Here is a 16,067-nt window from a genome sequence, read left to right as displayed (position 1 = left end):
AGGTATCCGCAAATTGTATCAACAAGAATCCTATTCGTCGGAAGTCATTTCTACCAGAAGTGCGCCCATGGAACCGTAAAAAAAAGCAAATGCCAAAATTAGAACAAATGAGCCCACCAAGGCAGAAAAAGGTTGGGAGATAAATTTTCTCTCCGCTTCCATCCCATACAAAAATACCGGAATAGAAAGAGGTACTAGTAGTAACGGAAGTAGTATTTCCTTGAGGCGAGAAGATAAACTGATATGGGAAAGACAGACCCCCAAAAAAGAAAGGCATAATAGACCGGGAAAGAAAAATACGATTTGTCTTCCGAACTCGTTTATGTCTGCGGGAAATGCAGAGAACATTAAAGCAAAAAGCCCCATCAAATAAATCGCTGCGCCAGACAACGCTATAAATACTAAAATCGATTTAGAAAAATATAAAACCCAAGGAGAAATAAAAAGCCTGCTCGCGGTTCCGCCACCCGCTTCTCTCTCTTCCCAAGTGAATTGTCCAACTAATACGAATGAGGCGACAAATAAAATCGCCCATTTCAACCCGATCAGAGCAATCAGATCTATTTTGCCGTTTCTTTCCAATGCATAATGGAATAAAAACACCATCGCGGAAACTAAAACGAGTAATGAAAGGATCCCATTGCTTGCTTTTCCTAATAAACGGAACTCTTTTCGGATCAGAGATAAAATCGCTTTCATTTGGAATTTTCTCCCAATTCCAAAAGTCTGGACCTTGCATTTAAACTAAAATTAGGATCGTGGGTCACCATAATGATAGAAGAAGAATTTAATACATTCTCCAAAACTGATCTTGCTTTGGATTCTCCCTCGCTGTCCAAAGCTGTCAAGGGCTCATCCAAAAGATAAAGATCCACGTTAGGCAAAAGAGCACGCACTACCGCTGCCTTCTGTTTCATCCCGCGAGAAAAAGAAGATACAGGATCCTTTCTTCTTTGCCAAAGACGAAAATCTTTTAACCAAGAAATGATCTGATCTTCCGGACGGCAATCGCCTGCAATACCTCTGAAATATTCCAAATTTTCTTCTAGGCTAAGTGTAGTATATAATCCCAGATCATGGCCCAGGTAAGAAAGTTTAGCGGATTTAGAAGAAGGAAATTTGATCTGGCCCTTGAATTTATCGTATTGCAAAATCGACTTAAGAAGTGTAGTCTTTCCGGAGCCGTTCATTCCTCTCACAAATAAGATCTCGTTCGGAAAAACGGAAAAGGAAACGTTCTTTAAAACCGATTTTCGTCCGATACTGTACGATAGGTTAGAACATTCCAATACTGGAATCGATGTTTGTAATGGGACCAATGAGGACAATTTCCCTTTTAAAAGAGTATTTACAAGGCTTAAATTTTGCCAAGTCACTCTGCTTATTTTTATTATTGATCTTTCCCAATATCATACATGCTCAATTCAAAATAGGCGACTCTGAATACGCAGGAATACTCTGGGGAGAGAATGATTTTTTAGATCCTGAGTTTTACCAAGACGGAAGCCTTGCTAGATCAGAACAGGACTTTATAGTGGCGGCAGGTAGACATTGGAAAGGCGCCCCTCCCCCATCCAAAGCAAGTTTTGAATACGAAGGAAAACAGATCACCAATAGCGGGATCTTCAATAACGAAGCAGTAGGCTTATTGCAGTCCGCAGATCCTAAAAAAAGAGAAAAGGCTATCTCTATGTTAGAAGCGGGAATGAGATTTGATCCTTCCTTCTTCGCTTTTAGATATAATCTAGGAAGAGCTTATCATATAGAAAAAAAATACCAGAAGGCGATCTTTCAGTATGAATATGCAATCGCAGAAGTCCCCAAATATTACAGAACTTATATGCATTTGGGAGTTCTTTACGAACTTCTGAACGAACAAATACAAGCGGTCATATATTATAAAAAAGCCGTCGAGCTGAATCAGTTCCAAACGGAAGCACTGGTACTACTCGCAGAACATTATATCAGAACGGATTTAAAGAATAGAGCCCAAATTTATATTAAAAAAGCATTAACCATCGACCAGAATAGCCCCGATGCCAAGCTTGGACTCGCTCGTCTGGAGATCATGGGAGGCAGGGATTATTATGCTTACAAGATCTTCAGAAACACGGATCTATACGACGACCAAGGGAAGAAGAGGCCTTATAATAAAAAATTTCATTTTTATTTTGCGGAGACAGCTAGTAAGATCGGCGATTATGTCACGGCTGCAAAAGAATATGACGAGTTATTAAAATTCCCCAATGACCCTTTCTTTACTGAATTCTCGCTAAAAATTATAGAAAGAAGAAGGGACCTGGCAAAAAGATTCGCGGAGATCAAGGCCGCGGACGAGGAAGCTGAGAAGGAAGGGCAATAGCCAAACCCGAAAAAGACTTGGCAAATCAAAATAATCCGTCCAATCTTACGGACGGAGGATCCAATGAAAAACCAAACCAGGCTTTTCGCTTTGGCGACCCTCTTCTTCTTCGTTCCATTATTGGCCCAACAAAAACAGAAGGTCAACGAGGCGGACGTATTTCAGGACGAAACAAGCGAGTACACCAAGTCCCTTAAAAAAATCATCGTAGGTCTAGAAGCAACGATCAACGAAAGATTAAAAGACTTGGAGCGCAAACACGATATTCTCGTGGTCCTGATGCCGAAGTATGAGAAACGCCAAACCATTGTCACGGAAGACATTCCTTTCCAAGTTCAGGACGGTTATGAGAGCAATTTGTTCAAATACATTACCTTCCAGTTCAATAGCGGAAAGGTAGCCGACATCACTTTAGCATCCGAAAGTAAAAGGATCTATTACGAAGTGATGTTCGAGAATAAAAAAATCGTCTTCAAACCGACAGATTTAAAATCGAGCGAGGTTACTCACGAAGTTTTCGAAAAAACCGAAGTGACCAGACTCAACGAGATGTCTCTCGAAAACCAGATCAAAGCTCTCAGATTGTTAGAAGCAAGTCTTCGCTCTTCCATTTACAGGATAGACATTCTATTAGCTTTGTATAAGGACAAAAAAGACCGCAAAAACTTGTATCATATAGAGTTCTAAAAAACTCTTTCGATATAGTTTTGTTGAAACCCTGAGGACTTCTCCTTGGGGTTTTTTATTGGAAGAAGGTCCGTTCAAGTGAGATCAACTCAAAGTGGCGGCAGAATTAGAATTTAACTCCTCCATTTCCACAATCCGAGAACAGAACTTATTTGCGGATTTAATATTATGAGTTACCCAAAGAATAGTAACTCCTTCTTTCCGATTCAGATCGGAGAGAGCCTGCAAAACCTGATGATTCAAGATAGGATCTAAAGCAGAAGTCGCCTCATCTAAACATAAAATTTTAGGACGGCAGAGAAGTGCACGGAGAAGGGAAAATCTCTGAAGCTCTCCTCCCGAAAAAAAAGAAGGGAGCCGATTTCTGTCCTTACCTTCTAAACCCAAGATAGATAGCCATTTTTCTAATGAAGACTCGTATAAGTTTTCTTCTTTGAATAATTGAAGAGGTTCTCTTAAACTTTTTTCCAAGGTCCAAATTGGATTAAAACCCAAAACAGGATCCTGGAAAACTGGTTGGATCCATCTGGCTGGAATTTCTTTTTTCGATTTTCCGAAAATACGAATACTTCCTGTTTTTTTCCAAGAAGAAGAAATAGGAAGGTCTAATAATAGTCGCAAGAGAGTGGACTTTCCAGAACCGGAACGGCCCAAAATTCCGAGAAATTCTCCTGCTTCTACTTTTAGGTTTACCCCGGATAAGTAAGTCCTTTCGGAAGAAGACAGGGAAACTTCTTCCATAATGATGATAGTTTCTTTTTTCTCGGACACGGATACCGGTTTAGTGCTTGCTTAGAATTCTGACAATCAATCCCTTAAAGACATGAGTTTGAAAATTACGGAAGTAGGACCAAGAGATGGACTCCAAAATGAAAAGTCGGAGGTCCCAACAGAGGATAAACTAGCTTATATCCAAAAGCTGGTCGCGGCCGGCTTAAAACATATAGAAGCGACTTCCTTTGTAAGAAAAGAAAACATTCCTCAACTAGGAGATGCAAAAGAACTCTCCGCGTCCTTGGATCTGAAAGGAGATGTTCATTTTAGTGCGCTCACTCCTAACTTAAAAGGATACCAAGCGGCAATCTCTTCCGGATTTAAAGAAGTAGCCGTATTCACTGCAGCATCGGAATCATTCACCAAAAAAAATATCAATCGAACCATACAAGAATCCATAGATGGATTTAAGGAAATTTTTGCAGAAGCAAAGAAAGATGGAGTGCTGGTAAGAGGTTATGTTTCCACAGTAATCGATTGTCCTTATGAGGGGAAAATTGATCCAAAAAAGGTTTTAGAAGTTTCTAAAATACTTTTGGACCAAGGTGCTTATGAAATATCCCTGGGAGAAACAATCGGCACTGCGGTTCCTGCAGAAGTCGAAAAATTGCTTAACACTCTTCTAAAAGAAATCCCTGCCGATAAACTAGCAGGACATTTTCATGATACATACGGAATGGCAATCTCGAATGTTCAAAAATCCTATGAATTAGGAATTCGGTCCTTTGATTCTTCTTCCGGTGGATTAGGCGGTTGCCCTTATGCAAAAGGTGCATCCGGAAATTTAGCGACCGAAGATTTGGTTTACTTCTTCCATAAGTCTGGGATTCCAACCGGAATAGATCTTTCTAAATTGCTGGAAGCTTCTGCGTTCATGGAAAGCATCTTACAAAGAAAACTGGCTTCACGTTCCTATATCGCATTAAAAGCAAAAGCGGCCTCTTAAAAAGAAATCGCTAAGAGCGAATATGCCTTCTTCTACCCTTCCCAAAGAGAAAAACCTAAAAAAAAGTTTTGATCTTTTATATAAGAATTATACTAAACCGGAATTCTTAGATTCAGATCCATTATTCTTATGTTATTTATATGATTCTCCGGAAGATAGAGAATTTGTAGGACTTTTATCCGCGTTATTTGCCTATGGCAATGTAACCGCAATCCGAGGTTTTCTCGCAAGGCTTTTGGAACCGATGGGTAAACACCCTAAACAATATTTACTCAATCATGGAACCAAGATCTGGAAAAATAAATTAGGGCCTTATCGTTTCCAAAAAGAAAAGGACATTCTATTGTTCTTACAAGCGATCCGATTAGCTTATCTGGAAATTGAAAAAACCGGTGAGAAGTTTTTAGAATCTTGGTTTAGTCCAATCCATCCAAAAGAATCTGGTTTAGAAAAAAGGATCTCAGGTTTTCAATCCAGGCTTTCTGAAATTTTAAGCCAATTAGATCCTGGTTGGAAGTCCTACGGACTAGGTTTTTTGATCGGGCTTGGAAATCCTAAGTCTGCGCATAAACGTTATTGTATGTTCTTACGATGGATGGTCCGCAAAGAAGAACCTGATCTTGGTTTATACAAAGGGATCAAAACCTCGGAGTTATTATTTCCTTTAGATACTCATATCAATCGTCTTTCTAATATTTTAGGAATTACGGAAAGAAGAACTTCTGATTTCAAAAAATCCAGAGAAGTCACGGACTATTTCCAAAAGTTTTATCCGGAAGATCCATTGAGAATGGACTTTGCACTTTGTAGGCTCGGAATCTTACGTAAATGTAAAAGTGTTTATATCGCCGAGCTATGTGAATCTTGCGATCTGAAAGAGGTTTGTAAGATTTATGGGAAAAAGAAGAAGTGAGTGGTACCGCCACGGAGAATTGAACTCCGGTTACCAGGATGAAAACCTGGTGTCCTAACCACTAGACGATGGCGGCGTTTTAATTAGTTCAGCTTGAGTCGTTTGGGATTCGAACCCAAGACCCTCTCATTAAAAGTGAGATGCTCTACCAGCTGAGCTAACGACTCGAACGTAAGAACACGATATTTTTCGGCCCTCTCTGGTCAAACGAATTTCACATAGTTTTTTACTAGTTTGGAGGAGTTTCCAAACGCAAAAAACTTTCGTTTGGTTTAGAATCCGGAAGCTATTGTATCCTTTCTATCCGGTCCTGTAGAGATTAAATCTATACGAACTCCGATCAGTTTTTCCAAAGCGCGGATATAATCCTTACAAGCAGAAGGAAGTTTGTCGAATTCTCCGATGCCGGTGATGTCTGTTTTCCAACCAGGGAATTCTTCGTAGATTACCTTTACTTGGTCTAGCCCTTGAGAAGGGAAACAATCCAACTTTTTGCCATTCCTTTCGTAAGCAACTGCCACTGGAATTTTATCATAAGCAGAAAGAACATCTATCTTAGTAAGTGCAATGGATGTAAGTCCGTTGATACGAACCGCATGTCTCAAAACTTCCGTATCAAACCAACCGCAACGTCTTGGCCTGCCGGTGGTTGCGCCGTATTCTGCGCCTAAAGTTCTGAGTCTTTCTCCCTCTTCCCCGTGAAGTTCTGTAGGAAAAGGACCTTCTCCCACTCTTGTAGTATAAGCTTTTGTGATTCCAATCACACTTTTTAAATGATGGAATGCAATTCCAGAACCAATAAATGCCCCGCCAGTGGTAGGATTGGAGCTGGTTACATATGGATAAGTACCAAAATCAACGTCCAGCCCTGTTCCTTGCGCACCTTCTAACAGTATTTTTTTGCCTGCTTTTAATTGGGATTCCAAGTAATAAGGAGTGTTGATGATATTCTTTTGGATCTTAGAATAGAATTTTTTTACATTCTCTAAAATCTCTTTGGCGGAGAGTTCTTCTCCATCGTAAAGTTTTACGAGTTCTCTATTCTTCTCATCTACTAGATGTTGTAGTCTGGTTTCGAAATCGCTTTCTCTAAGATCTCCGACTCTAAGCCCGATCCTCATCATTTTATCTGCGTAACAGATACCGATTCCTTTTTTAGTGGTTCCGATCTTACGATCCGGAGTGCAGGAACTTTCTCTAGCAGAATCGATCAATCCATGGAATGGGAAAAGAAGATGGCATGCGTCGCTGATCAGAAGTTTATCATATACTGGAAATCCTTCTGCTTGGAGCTTATCACATTCTTCGATAAAGAATGTTGGATCTAAGACTACTCCGTTACCGATCACACAAACTGTTTGATCGTAAATGATCCCGGATGGCACCAAATGAAAAACGTATTTTTTGCCATGAACTACCACTGTATGTCCAGCGTTTGCTCCACCTTGGTAACGTACTATGATATCCGTATCTTTGGAAAGGTAATCGATTACTTTTGCTTTCCCTTCGTCACCCCATTGGGTTCCGACCACTAATGTTGCGGGCATGGATTATTCCTTAATTCCTGTTTCTTTTGTATCTGACCGATAGATTTATATAATTTCATATTATTCCAATACTGCTTCCAGTGCATCTACATTGATTGCAAATCCACAGGCGTCTTTTTGGGTTCCGGAGAATAGCTCGTACAAATGATCATAAGCTCCTCCGGTTAGAACTGGTTCTGAACTTCCGGATACGTAACCTTGGAAAACGAATCCAGTATAATATTCCAAATCCGGAATAAGAGTATAATCTGAACAAAATTCCAAACCGGGAGTTTTGCCGAGTGAACCTATAATTTCACCTGTTTCAGAAATGATCTTTTGGAAAGAATCAGAAAGTCCTAAAGACGCAAACTTCTTACCTAGATCTTCCTTATGAGAAACAAATCCCAAACATAAAGATTCTAATACCGGGAAAATCCTAGAAGCGTTTCTGTTTTCCAGAAAACGGCGGATCTCCGGAAGATTTTTCCTATATAATAAAAACGATAATTGCCTTTTTTCAGATCTGGAAAGTTCCAGTGACTCAAGAACGGAATGAAAGACTCCAACGTTACCGAGCACGACGGTCAATGGCGAACGCAGTTTAATTCCGGAGAACAATCCAGAAATCTCTTTCAAAATTCCTAAAATAGCAGAAGAACCCGAACCACCTATATGCTCTGCACCTACTTGCAGGATTTCTTTTCTAGATCCGCTCTTTCTACCATAGTCTCTGAAAATTTTTCCCTGATAAAAGATACGTTGGTTTTCTTTGCGGTGCGCAAAACCGGCCATACCTTTTACGGCCTGAACAGTCAAATCCGCGCTAGGAGAGATCTCATTTCCATCAGAATCCCTGAATCTATATAAAGCAGAGGAGTCTTCTGCTGACATGGTAAGCAAAAAAGAAGAAGAATAATCAAAAGAAGGTAAAAATACCTCAGAGTATTTGAATTCTTTGAGCTTGGAACTGAGGGAATTTAGAAGTTCCCTTCTTTCCGAACTCTCGTTCGGTCCAAAAAAATGAAATCCGTCCGGGATCCATTTTTTCTCGCTAAACTCTGGAGGATTATGTGTCATCTGTTCTTTACGAAAAGCCCCAAAGAACAGTTCCTTTTGGCTAGGGTAGAATTCAAATCGTTTTTCCCAAAAAATAGAATGACAATAAGCCTTCCAAGGATAGAAAGTATTCTCCGGAAATCGCGTATCCAACCTTAAAGTTCGAGCTCTAAGCACCGAAACCAGATTAACCGCAAGACCTTAAACAGAGACGTAGCATGGCAGAAAAAGAACAATCCGTCGGAAGATGGCAGAAGGAATTCTTCGAGAACATTCACCTATTCAAAAGATCAGGAATGAGCGAAGAAGAAGCTAAAAAGATACTTCAGAAATTTCTTTATCTTTGTTCCGTAACTCCAATGCCGCCGGTCATGGATGTTTTTAAAGATCCATCTTCTTTGGAAAGAATAGGTGTGTATACGCCTCCTGAAAAGAAGGCACGCGAATTCATGATCGAATTCCTTTCTCCTATCATGAAATTTTTTACCGTAGAAGGTATCGAAAACCTAGCCGCAGTAAAACCTCTGATCGGAAAATACCCGGTTACCCTGATTTCCAATCACCTAAGCCATTTGGATGCTCCTGCAATCTTCCAACTTTTATATCATGCTTCTCCTGAAGGTAGAGAAGTAGCGGAACAATTGGTATTCATCGCAGGACGTTTGGCATACGAGCCGGACTTTACCAGACTAGGACTGTATATGTTCGGAACTCTTTTGGTCTGCTCCAAGAGAGACATGGCGGATAACCCAAGTCTTTCAGACGTAATGACCAAAATTAATATGAGAGCGTTCCGACATTCTCAAAAATTACAACAAGAGGGAAAGATCGCAGCAATCTTCCCTGAAGGAACCAGATCCAGAGACGGAAGACTAATGCCTTTTGTGGATACGGTTTATCACTATGTAGCAAATAAGGTCATTCTTCCAATTTCTTTGGAGAAGACTGACAAGATTCTTCCCACCACGAGCTTACTTTTCAATCAAGTAGCTGGAAAACTTACAATCGGTAAACCAGTGTTAGTTGGAGACTTATCTAAAAAGGAAATGGCTCATTTCCCTAAGGATATCGAACACCTTCCATTCCCGGAACATGGGGACAAAAAACAGTTCCTGATCGATAATCTGGCTCTACTCGTAGGACAAAACCTGAACAAACACCAACATGGTATTTACAGGAACTTGTATAGCGCGGACGCTAGAGATCAAAACAAACTCATCAAGGTGCCTAAAGAACCTAAAGAAAAGGTTGTAGTGATCGGAAATAGCAGTATGGGAATTGCGATCGCAACCGTACTTGCAAATAAAGATATCAACGTTTTTGTATACCATCCAGATCAAGAATATACTTCTCAGTCAAATACGGAAAGAAGAGACCTCAGAACTTACTCTCTGTATAAACTTCCTCCGAACCTTACATTCACTTCTGATCCGGAAGAATTAAAATCAGCTACATTGTTTATCCAGGGAACCAATCCTTGGGAGCTGCATACTATCTATCCTGACCTACAACCTTATCTTTCTAAGAACAAGGCTCCATTCTTCAATATCATCAAAGGGTTTACTAGTGCCGGTTTGATCCTGGACGATCTACAACATGGGTTAGGAATTGAAGACGATAGGATCGGAGTGATCTCCGGTGCTTGTTATCCGGATCAGATCATGGAAAGAAAAATTTCCGGATTCGAGATCGCAGCTGTGAACGAAAGCCTAATCCCTCGTATTCAAAAATTATTAACCACAGGTTATATCTTCCCAAGATCCGCCATTATACCTACGGACGTAAAAGGAGTCCAATTAGGCGGCGCGCTCAAAACAATTTATGCTCTTGTAATGGGAATCGTCGAAGGTTATTTCCAACAGACTCTCGGTGGGAATGTGGATAATTCTCTATTCCATCTTTCTAATCGTTTCTTCAACGAAATGGTAAATGTGGGAGTGCGGATGGGAGGAAAACCGGAAACATTCCAAGGTTTATCCGGACTCACTGACTTTATGTTATCTTGTTTTGGAACAGATGCAAAAGACAGAAAAACAGGCTATGATATAGCAAATGGCCATCCTTCCGAAAAGATGTCCAATGGATTCTATGGATTGAAAGTAATGCCGAACCTAATGAAGATAGACCCGAACGAAGTTCCGATCATGTATGCTGCTTACGAAGTAGTCATCAATAAGAAAGACGTCCGTAAAGTTGCAGAAGGAATGGAAGAAAGGTTGTCGAGAGTATAAACAAAACCGAATATCTCTCTTAAGGTCAAAACGGCGAATGGAGTGTTCCTTTCGCCGTTTTTATTTTTTCGCGAGAACTTTTATCGCCCGTTTACGAAAATTTCCAGTAATCCTTCTGACAGCGCTTCTATCTCGGAAGCTCTTTCTTTCAGAAGTCGGAAAGTTTTTTGTAATGCAATTTCCATTTCTTCTTTAGGAACTCCGAATGTAGTAAGCCCCAATTGGATGACTGTGGTCATCATTCTGAGTCTGTCTATTTTTCCGGAATATACCATTTCTTCCAGAAGACTTTGGAATACCCCTCTGAAGGCCAAAGTACGGATCAGATATTCTTGCTCGTCGAATTCAGGATTATATTTTTCGAATAGGATCTTGCTTCTATGAGAGCCCCGATTTCCTATCATATCGGTCACACCGTGGGTTTTATAAGCCGCTAAGTATGTTTCCGCTATGGTAAGTTTTTTCTGGCAAAGATAGAATTGTAATCCTATTTCCATGGCAAAAACCAGTGGAGGATCCATTTCACCTACCAGGCGTTCAGCGGTCTCACCCGCTTCGTTGAATACTTCTCCCGCTATTGCGAGAAGTATCTCTTCCTTGTTCTTGAAAAAATGATAAAGACTTCCTGTAGTGATCTCTGCTTCCTCGATGATCCTACGTATGGTTGCCTTTTCATATCCTTCACTTACGAAAAGTTTTCGGGAAACTTCTAAAATTTTGCCCCGAACTCGATTGGACTGTTCTATTCTCTTCATCTGTTGACACCCTGCCAGAACCGAGTTCGTACTTTTTACATAAGGAGTCCCTTATGGGATACGCTCAGTTCTTTTTATTTATATGTATTTAAGATTGCGTAATGCGCCTTATTAGCCTCATATAATTTTTTGAATACGGAAAAATTCCGATCATATACTAATTTATTCGCCGGATTCGGATTCCATCTTTCTTTGCTTGGAATTAGATTTCTGATCTCTTCGAAAGAATGAATTTTACCTAATCCTAATGCAGCTATCGCTGCCGCTCCAGTAGCTCCCGCATTTTGAGGATGATCTATGGTTTCGATAGTTCTACCAGTAATATCCGCCAAAATTTGGCAAATGATGGGAGAACGCGCCACTCCACCTACAAATCGAATCGTAGAAGAAGCAGGAACCTTTGCATCAGATAATTCTAAAATCCAACGTTTATGAAAAGAAATACCTTCTATCACGGATCGAATGAGTTTTCTTTTTCCGGTGTCCAGACCGATATTGAAGAACATTCCTCTTGCTGCAGGATCTTCGAATGGGCAACGATTTCCATGTAACCAAGGAGTGAAGATGACCCCGTCACTTCCTGCAGGAGTATCTTTGATGGATTCGAATAAATATGCGAAAAGACTTTCGTGAACCGCGTCCTCTCCTTCTGTTACATTCTTTTTTTCTAAATAAACATCTATCTCGTCTAGGGCAAGATGGTCCTTGACCCATTGTAGACATTTACCGGAAGTTTCTTGTTCTCCGAAATAATTATAATAACCCGCTCTTGCACCTACGATAGAAGCAATCCTTGCGTTAATATCCACAGTTCTTTTTTTAGTCACTGTGGAAACCCAACCGGAAGTTCCCGCGTAAATATGAGTGTCTCCTTCTTCTACCGCACCTGCTCCGATTCCTATCAGTGTGGCATCTCCACCTCCACCAAAAACTGCAGTTCCTTCCTTTAAGCCTAATTCTTTTGCAGATATTTCAGTTAGGCCACCAATCAAATCCGTGGATTGTATTAGATCAGGAAGATGTTCAAAGCGAACTCCGAACATTTTACAGAGTCCTTTATGCCAGCGACTTTTACCCGGGCGAGAATCGTATAAGAAAGTGGCAAATGCAGAATCCAAGGTCATGGTAGCTCGGCCTGTGCATCTAGTAGTCAGATAATCTTTTACATCCAACCACTTGTGGACTCTTGCGAATTTTTCTGCCTCTTTTGCCTCGACCCATTTATATTTCCATAATGGATCTTTTACACTTCCTGCAACTGCACCTGTGATCTGTAAGGAACGAAGAAGTTTATAAGCATTCAGACCTTCTATCTTGATCCCATGCTCTATCCCTTTTTTCATTTGCTCACGAGCTCTTTGGTCCATATAACTCATCGCTGGACGAACCGGTTTCAGATCCTTATCAACTAAGACAAGTCCTTGCATTTGAGAACAGAAGGAGATCCCACGAATTTCTACAGGATCTAATTTGCTTTCTTTTAGGACCTGAGCAGTGGTATCTCTCATAGAATTCCACCAATCTTGGGGATCCTGTTCCACTCCTCCGCCCTCTAAAAGTGTAAGTCCGTATTCTTGGGTCGCGGAATTAACGAGAGTAAGCCTATCACCGATTTCAAATAGGCAAGTTTTGGTCCCGGTAGTTCCTATATCGTAAGCCAAAACATAGACTTTTGATTTCATGCAGCGGATCCTCTGAAGCCCTGTTGGGAATTTTACTCGATGAGTGAGCACTCACTCATCAGGAGATTGGAAAAGCCCTCAAAAAGGGCAATCATTTTTTCCTAAATGAGAAGGCGGTTATATGCGATTGTCTTTTCGTGTCAATTGAATCGCGGGAACCAACCGCGACAGCGATGCGAAGGGCTTTAGTCCGGGCTTTGCCCGGATGAGCGCGAATGCGCGAACCCACAGCAGCGCGATCTCTCGCGAAGCGAGGGAGTCGCCCAAGTCCTTTGTATATTATCTACCTATGATCCCTTCCGCTTCCGGTTTGAATCTATAGATATAATAAGGTCCTTTGTTTAAGATTACACTATCCAATTGCAGGAAAACTTCGTTTAACGCACTGCAAGTTAGATACATATATCCATCAGGAGCATAACTAAATCCGTCAGGCCAACGGAAACTTGGATCCTTGAATAATGTAGTGATCTTTTTATCCGGATCGATCAGATTCACTGCAGAATGTTCGGCGTCGGTCACGTAAATATTTCCGCTCTTATCGATACTGATCCCATCACTCATTGACTTTAAAGAATATTGTTCCACCTGCGCCGCGAGTTGGGCCGCAGTCAAAGTAGAATCCCTTAAAACACTGGTCTTAGCACGATATAATTCTCCGGAAGTGAAAGGAGCAAAGTATAACCATTCCCGATTTTGGTCTAAAGCAATAGAATCCGCGTTAAATATGACTGAAACCCCGGCTACTTGGAAAGGAGAACCGTTTACTACGATCTCATTTCTTTCCCCAACCACAGAGACATGGTCTTTTAATAACCTTCTTGCTTTTTTGTTTGTGATATCGTAAACAACCAGCCCAGGATCCGGTATCAATGGGCTTGTATCTGTGATAAAGATAGTTTCCGTTACCGTATCGATCTGCATATCGTTGAATAAAGAATCTTTAGGAGCTATAGCGACAGGGAATTCATACTCGTGGATGGTGGCACCTGTTTCTATATCGAATGCATACACCTTTGGCCTTGTGATCGCCAGATTACCATAATCCAAGGTCCATAACCGATTCTTATCATCCACTCTCACTGAAAGAACTGTGTTAAAATTTTTCTGAAAGTTTTGGTTTGGAAAAGGAAGAACCTGGCCATTCTTTAACTCTGCAACTTTGATCGGAGGAGAACCTTGAGGGAAGAAGGAGAAGAAGATCCTTCCGGATGCAGATGCACTTATATTACCGGGAGGGCGATCCAACTGGATCACTTTTTCCATAGAAGAATTTGGATATTTTGGTAACGTTGTCCTATCTTCTAAATTTCCTGTTTCACATTTTACAATGGTAGAAACCAATGCAAAGACTATTGCCCATTTTTTTAACATAAAATTTTCTCCACTGCCTCATATCATAAGGCAAAAAAGAAAATGGTCGTCCGCATTGTTTAAGTCGAACGTCCGAATTTAAGAAGTCGGTCTTTCATAAAAAATCGAAACTTACAACTTTCTTATTTCTTAAAGTACTAGTATGAGATGTAAACTTGCATCTATGCAAAAAGGAACGGGATTATAGGACCGAATTACCCTGTACTTATATGCGTCTTACATTTTACAAAATCACTTATTCGCATAATATTGAGATTGTTATAATTAGAATCTAAAATCACAGGTACTTCTCATTCCAAAATTATAATTTGCTTGGAACTATAACATATACCTCTTATACTGTCATTGTTACTTCCGAGTGTATTATGATGACTTCCTCGGACCTAAGTGATGTGAATTTTTATCTTTCACTATTAAAATAAAAAACGGGGCTTTCTATGCGTGAAAACCAAGTAAAGGTATACGGCTACAGATGGGTGATTCTTGGTCTATACGCACTAATTACGGCGATTATCCAAATCCAATGGCTGACTTTTGCGCCTATAGCCAGAGAGGCTAAAGTATTTTACGATGTATCAAGCCTCCAAATAGATCTCCTCTCTCTTATCTTCATGGGAGTATTCGTATTAATGGCGATCCCCGCTTCTTATATTATCGATACTTACGGAATTAAGATCGGAGTCGGAGTGGGCGCAGCTCTCACGGGAATTTTCTCCTTAAGCAAAGGAGTTTACGCGGATAATTTTAACGTAGTGATCGCGTCCCAAATCGGCTTAGCGATCGCACAACCTTTCATATTAAACGCAGTCACAAAAGTGAGCGTACAATGGTTCCCAATCACCGAAAGAGCCACCGCAGTTGCAATAGGAACATTGGCACAATTTGTAGGTATTATTTTAGTTATGGCGATCACTCCTAGAATGTTGGGAGAAGTGAATCCGAATCCTCAAGAAATCCCAGGAATTCTTTTGAATTACGGATTGGTAGCTATGGTAGGAGCCGTAATATTCCTAGCATTTTTCAAAGAGAAACCGCCGACTGCTCCAGACAATGCCAATCTACAAGATTCTAAATTTAAAGTATTCGAAGGTTTAAAACATATTTTAAGCCAAAAGGATATGAGAAAATCCCTACTTCTATTCCTGATCGGTTTAGGAGTATTTAATGCAGTCAGTACATGTATCGATCAGATCTGTGAAACAAAACAGCTGAACATGACCCAGTCCGGAGAGATTGCAGGAATGATGTTAATGTCCGGAATTATTGCAGGGATTTTTGTTCCATTGATCTCCGACAAAGTTGGCAAAAGACAACCCTTCTTAGTGATCTCTATGGCGGGATTTTTGCCGGGAATGTTATTATTCTCCTTAGCGAATGACTATTCATTAGTGTTAACTGGCGCGTTCTTAATCGGATTTTTCTTACTTGGAATCGGGGCTCCGATTGGATTCCAATATTGTGCAGAGATCACTTCACCTGCACCTGAGTCTTCTTCCCAAGGACTTTTACTTTGGATTGGTCAGATCTCCGGGATATTCTTTATCTTAGGACTGAACTTTTTAGGAATAGATCTATTCTTAAAAATATTTATAGGTCTTGGGGTTCTAAACTTGGCTCTATCTTTCTTACTTAAAGAATCTCCTTTGATGTTAGGAGCAAAAATACAAGAGAATTCTCTCTCCAGAAAATAAATAAAAAAAGGTCCGTCGGAATTACTCCGACGGACGGTTTAAGGTTTGCTATTCAATGGATTAAGTC

Annotated in this window: 14 protein-coding genes and 2 tRNA genes; 6 read left to right on the top strand and 10 right to left on the bottom strand. The window is 40.4% G+C overall.

Annotation, left to right across the window (positions count from 1 at the left end; translation table 11 throughout):
- Nucleotides 1-30 precede the first annotated feature (30 nt).
- Both CH377_RS16220 and CH377_RS16215 read right to left on the bottom strand, forming a co-directional pair.
- Nucleotides 31-699: a heme exporter protein CcmB gene (locus CH377_RS16220; RefSeq protein ID WP_100724798.1), complete on the bottom strand. Its 669-nt coding sequence runs from the start codon at nt 697-699 to the stop codon at nt 31-33.
- Nucleotides 696-1,319, bottom strand: coding sequence for an ABC transporter ATP-binding protein (locus CH377_RS16215; RefSeq protein WP_100724797.1), 624 nt, complete (start codon nt 1,317-1,319; stop codon nt 696-698). The genes CH377_RS16220 and CH377_RS16215 overlap by 4 nt, the downstream gene beginning before the upstream one ends.
- Between CH377_RS16215 and CH377_RS16210 the strand changes: the two genes are divergently transcribed.
- The gene (locus tag CH377_RS16210; RefSeq protein ID WP_100724796.1) at nt 1,319-2,362 is read left to right on the top strand and encodes a tetratricopeptide repeat protein; all 1,044 of its coding nucleotides are present in this window, start codon (nt 1,319-1,321) and stop codon (nt 2,360-2,362) included. The two genes, CH377_RS16215 and CH377_RS16210, sit on opposite strands and share 1 nt — an antisense overlap.
- A gap of 63 nt (nt 2,363-2,425) precedes the next feature.
- Complete coding sequence (locus tag CH377_RS16205; protein ID WP_100724795.1) at nt 2,426-3,049, top strand: hypothetical protein; 624 nt, start codon at nt 2,426-2,428, stop codon at nt 3,047-3,049.
- 84 nt (nt 3,050-3,133) lie between these two features.
- On the opposite strand, the gene CH377_RS16200 is transcribed toward CH377_RS16205, so the two are convergent.
- Nucleotides 3,134-3,820, bottom strand: coding sequence for an ATP-binding cassette domain-containing protein (locus CH377_RS16200; protein ID WP_100724794.1), 687 nt, complete (start codon nt 3,818-3,820; stop codon nt 3,134-3,136).
- A gap of 52 nt (nt 3,821-3,872) precedes the next feature.
- Here CH377_RS16200 and CH377_RS16195 point away from each other — a divergent pair, with 52 nt between their 5' ends.
- Together CH377_RS16195 and CH377_RS16190 are read left to right on the top strand one after the other, a co-directional pair.
- Entirely contained in the window at nt 3,873-4,769 is an 897-nt protein-coding gene (locus CH377_RS16195; protein ID WP_207797666.1) for a hydroxymethylglutaryl-CoA lyase, read from the top strand.
- A gap of 22 nt (nt 4,770-4,791) precedes the next feature.
- On the top strand, nt 4,792-5,682 hold the full coding sequence (locus CH377_RS16190; protein ID WP_100724793.1) for a TIGR02757 family protein: 891 nt from the start codon (nt 4,792-4,794) through the stop codon (nt 5,680-5,682).
- Nucleotide 5,683: 1 nt separating this feature from the next.
- On the opposite strand, the gene CH377_RS16185 is transcribed toward CH377_RS16190, so the two are convergent.
- The 4 genes from CH377_RS16185 to CH377_RS16170 all read right to left on the bottom strand — a co-directional run bounded on the left by CH377_RS16185 (nt 5,684) and on the right by CH377_RS16170 (nt 8,288).
- Nucleotides 5,684-5,758 (bottom strand) — tRNA-Glu (locus CH377_RS16185).
- A gap of 18 nt (nt 5,759-5,776) precedes the next feature.
- Nucleotides 5,777-5,849 (bottom strand) — tRNA-Lys (locus CH377_RS16180).
- 105 nt (nt 5,850-5,954) lie between these two features.
- Nucleotides 5,955-7,229, bottom strand: a complete 1,275-nt coding sequence (locus tag CH377_RS16175) for an adenylosuccinate synthase (protein ID WP_100724792.1) — start codon at nt 7,227-7,229, stop codon at nt 5,955-5,957.
- A 60-nt stretch (nt 7,230-7,289) separates the two neighbouring features.
- The gene (locus CH377_RS16170) at nt 7,290-8,288 is read right to left on the bottom strand and encodes an ATP phosphoribosyltransferase regulatory subunit (protein ID WP_207797665.1); all 999 of its coding nucleotides are present in this window, start codon (nt 8,286-8,288) and stop codon (nt 7,290-7,292) included.
- A 197-nt stretch (nt 8,289-8,485) separates the two neighbouring features.
- Here CH377_RS16170 and CH377_RS16165 point away from each other — a divergent pair, with 197 nt between their 5' ends.
- Nucleotides 8,486-10,498, top strand: coding sequence for a 1-acyl-sn-glycerol-3-phosphate acyltransferase (locus CH377_RS16165; RefSeq protein WP_100724790.1), 2,013 nt, complete (start codon nt 8,486-8,488; stop codon nt 10,496-10,498).
- A gap of 80 nt (nt 10,499-10,578) precedes the next feature.
- Here CH377_RS16165 and CH377_RS16160 read toward each other — a convergent pair whose 3' ends face one another.
- The 3 genes from CH377_RS16160 to CH377_RS16150 form a co-directional block, all read right to left on the bottom strand.
- Nucleotides 10,579-11,253 carry a TetR/AcrR family transcriptional regulator gene (locus CH377_RS16160; protein WP_100724789.1) on the bottom strand — a complete coding sequence of 225 codons (675 nt, stop codon included), beginning with the start codon at nt 11,251-11,253 and terminating at the stop codon, nt 10,579-10,581.
- A 74-nt stretch (nt 11,254-11,327) separates the two neighbouring features.
- Nucleotides 11,328-12,935, bottom strand: a complete 1,608-nt coding sequence (locus CH377_RS16155; protein WP_100724788.1) for a xylulokinase — start codon at nt 12,933-12,935, stop codon at nt 11,328-11,330.
- Nucleotides 12,936-13,214: 279 nt separating this feature from the next.
- Nucleotides 13,215-14,309, bottom strand: a complete 1,095-nt coding sequence (locus tag CH377_RS16150; protein WP_100724787.1) for an L-dopachrome tautomerase-related protein — start codon at nt 14,307-14,309, stop codon at nt 13,215-13,217.
- A 437-nt stretch (nt 14,310-14,746) separates the two neighbouring features.
- Here CH377_RS16150 and CH377_RS16145 point away from each other — a divergent pair, with 437 nt between their 5' ends.
- Nucleotides 14,747-16,000 carry an MFS transporter gene (locus CH377_RS16145; RefSeq protein WP_100724786.1) on the top strand — a complete coding sequence of 418 codons (1,254 nt, stop codon included), beginning with the start codon at nt 14,747-14,749 and terminating at the stop codon, nt 15,998-16,000.
- Nucleotides 16,001-16,067 lie beyond the last annotated feature (67 nt).

Origin of the sequence: Leptospira haakeii, assembly GCF_002812045.1 — a bacterium.
Classification (GTDB): Bacteria; Spirochaetota; Leptospiria; order Leptospirales; family Leptospiraceae; genus Leptospira_B; species Leptospira_B haakeii.
The sequence above is the reverse complement of the archived record's forward strand: the minus strand, read 5'-3'. Positions and strand labels throughout refer to the sequence as shown.

Bases quoted from the DNA above. Each gene is read 5' to 3' on its own strand.
- CH377_RS16220 (WP_100724798.1), bottom strand. From the start codon at position 699: ATGAAAGCGATTTTATCTCTGATCCGAAAAGAGTTCCGTTTATTAGGA.
- CH377_RS16210 (WP_100724796.1), top strand. From the start codon at position 1,319: ATGAGGACAATTTCCCTTTTAAAAGAGTATTTACAAGGCTTAAATTTT.
- CH377_RS16205 (WP_100724795.1), top strand. From the start codon at position 2,426: ATGAAAAACCAAACCAGGCTTTTCGCTTTGGCGACCCTCTTCTTCTTC.
- CH377_RS16195 (WP_207797666.1), top strand. From the start codon at position 3,873: ATGAGTTTGAAAATTACGGAAGTAGGACCAAGAGATGGACTCCAAAAT.
- CH377_RS16190 (WP_100724793.1), top strand. From the start codon at position 4,792: ATGCCTTCTTCTACCCTTCCCAAAGAGAAAAACCTAAAAAAAAGTTTT.
- CH377_RS16175 (WP_100724792.1), bottom strand. From the start codon at position 7,229: ATGCCCGCAACATTAGTGGTCGGAACCCAATGGGGTGACGAAGGGAAA.
- CH377_RS16170 (WP_207797665.1), bottom strand. From the start codon at position 8,288: ATGACACATAATCCTCCAGAGTTTAGCGAGAAAAAATGGATCCCGGAC.
- CH377_RS16165 (WP_100724790.1), top strand. From the start codon at position 8,486: ATGGCAGAAAAAGAACAATCCGTCGGAAGATGGCAGAAGGAATTCTTC.
- CH377_RS16160 (WP_100724789.1), bottom strand. From the start codon at position 11,253: ATGAAGAGAATAGAACAGTCCAATCGAGTTCGGGGCAAAATTTTAGAA.
- CH377_RS16155 (WP_100724788.1), bottom strand. From the start codon at position 12,935: ATGAAATCAAAAGTCTATGTTTTGGCTTACGATATAGGAACTACCGGG.
- CH377_RS16150 (WP_100724787.1), bottom strand. From the start codon at position 14,309: ATGTTAAAAAAATGGGCAATAGTCTTTGCATTGGTTTCTACCATTGTA.
- CH377_RS16145 (WP_100724786.1), top strand. From the start codon at position 14,747: ATGCGTGAAAACCAAGTAAAGGTATACGGCTACAGATGGGTGATTCTT.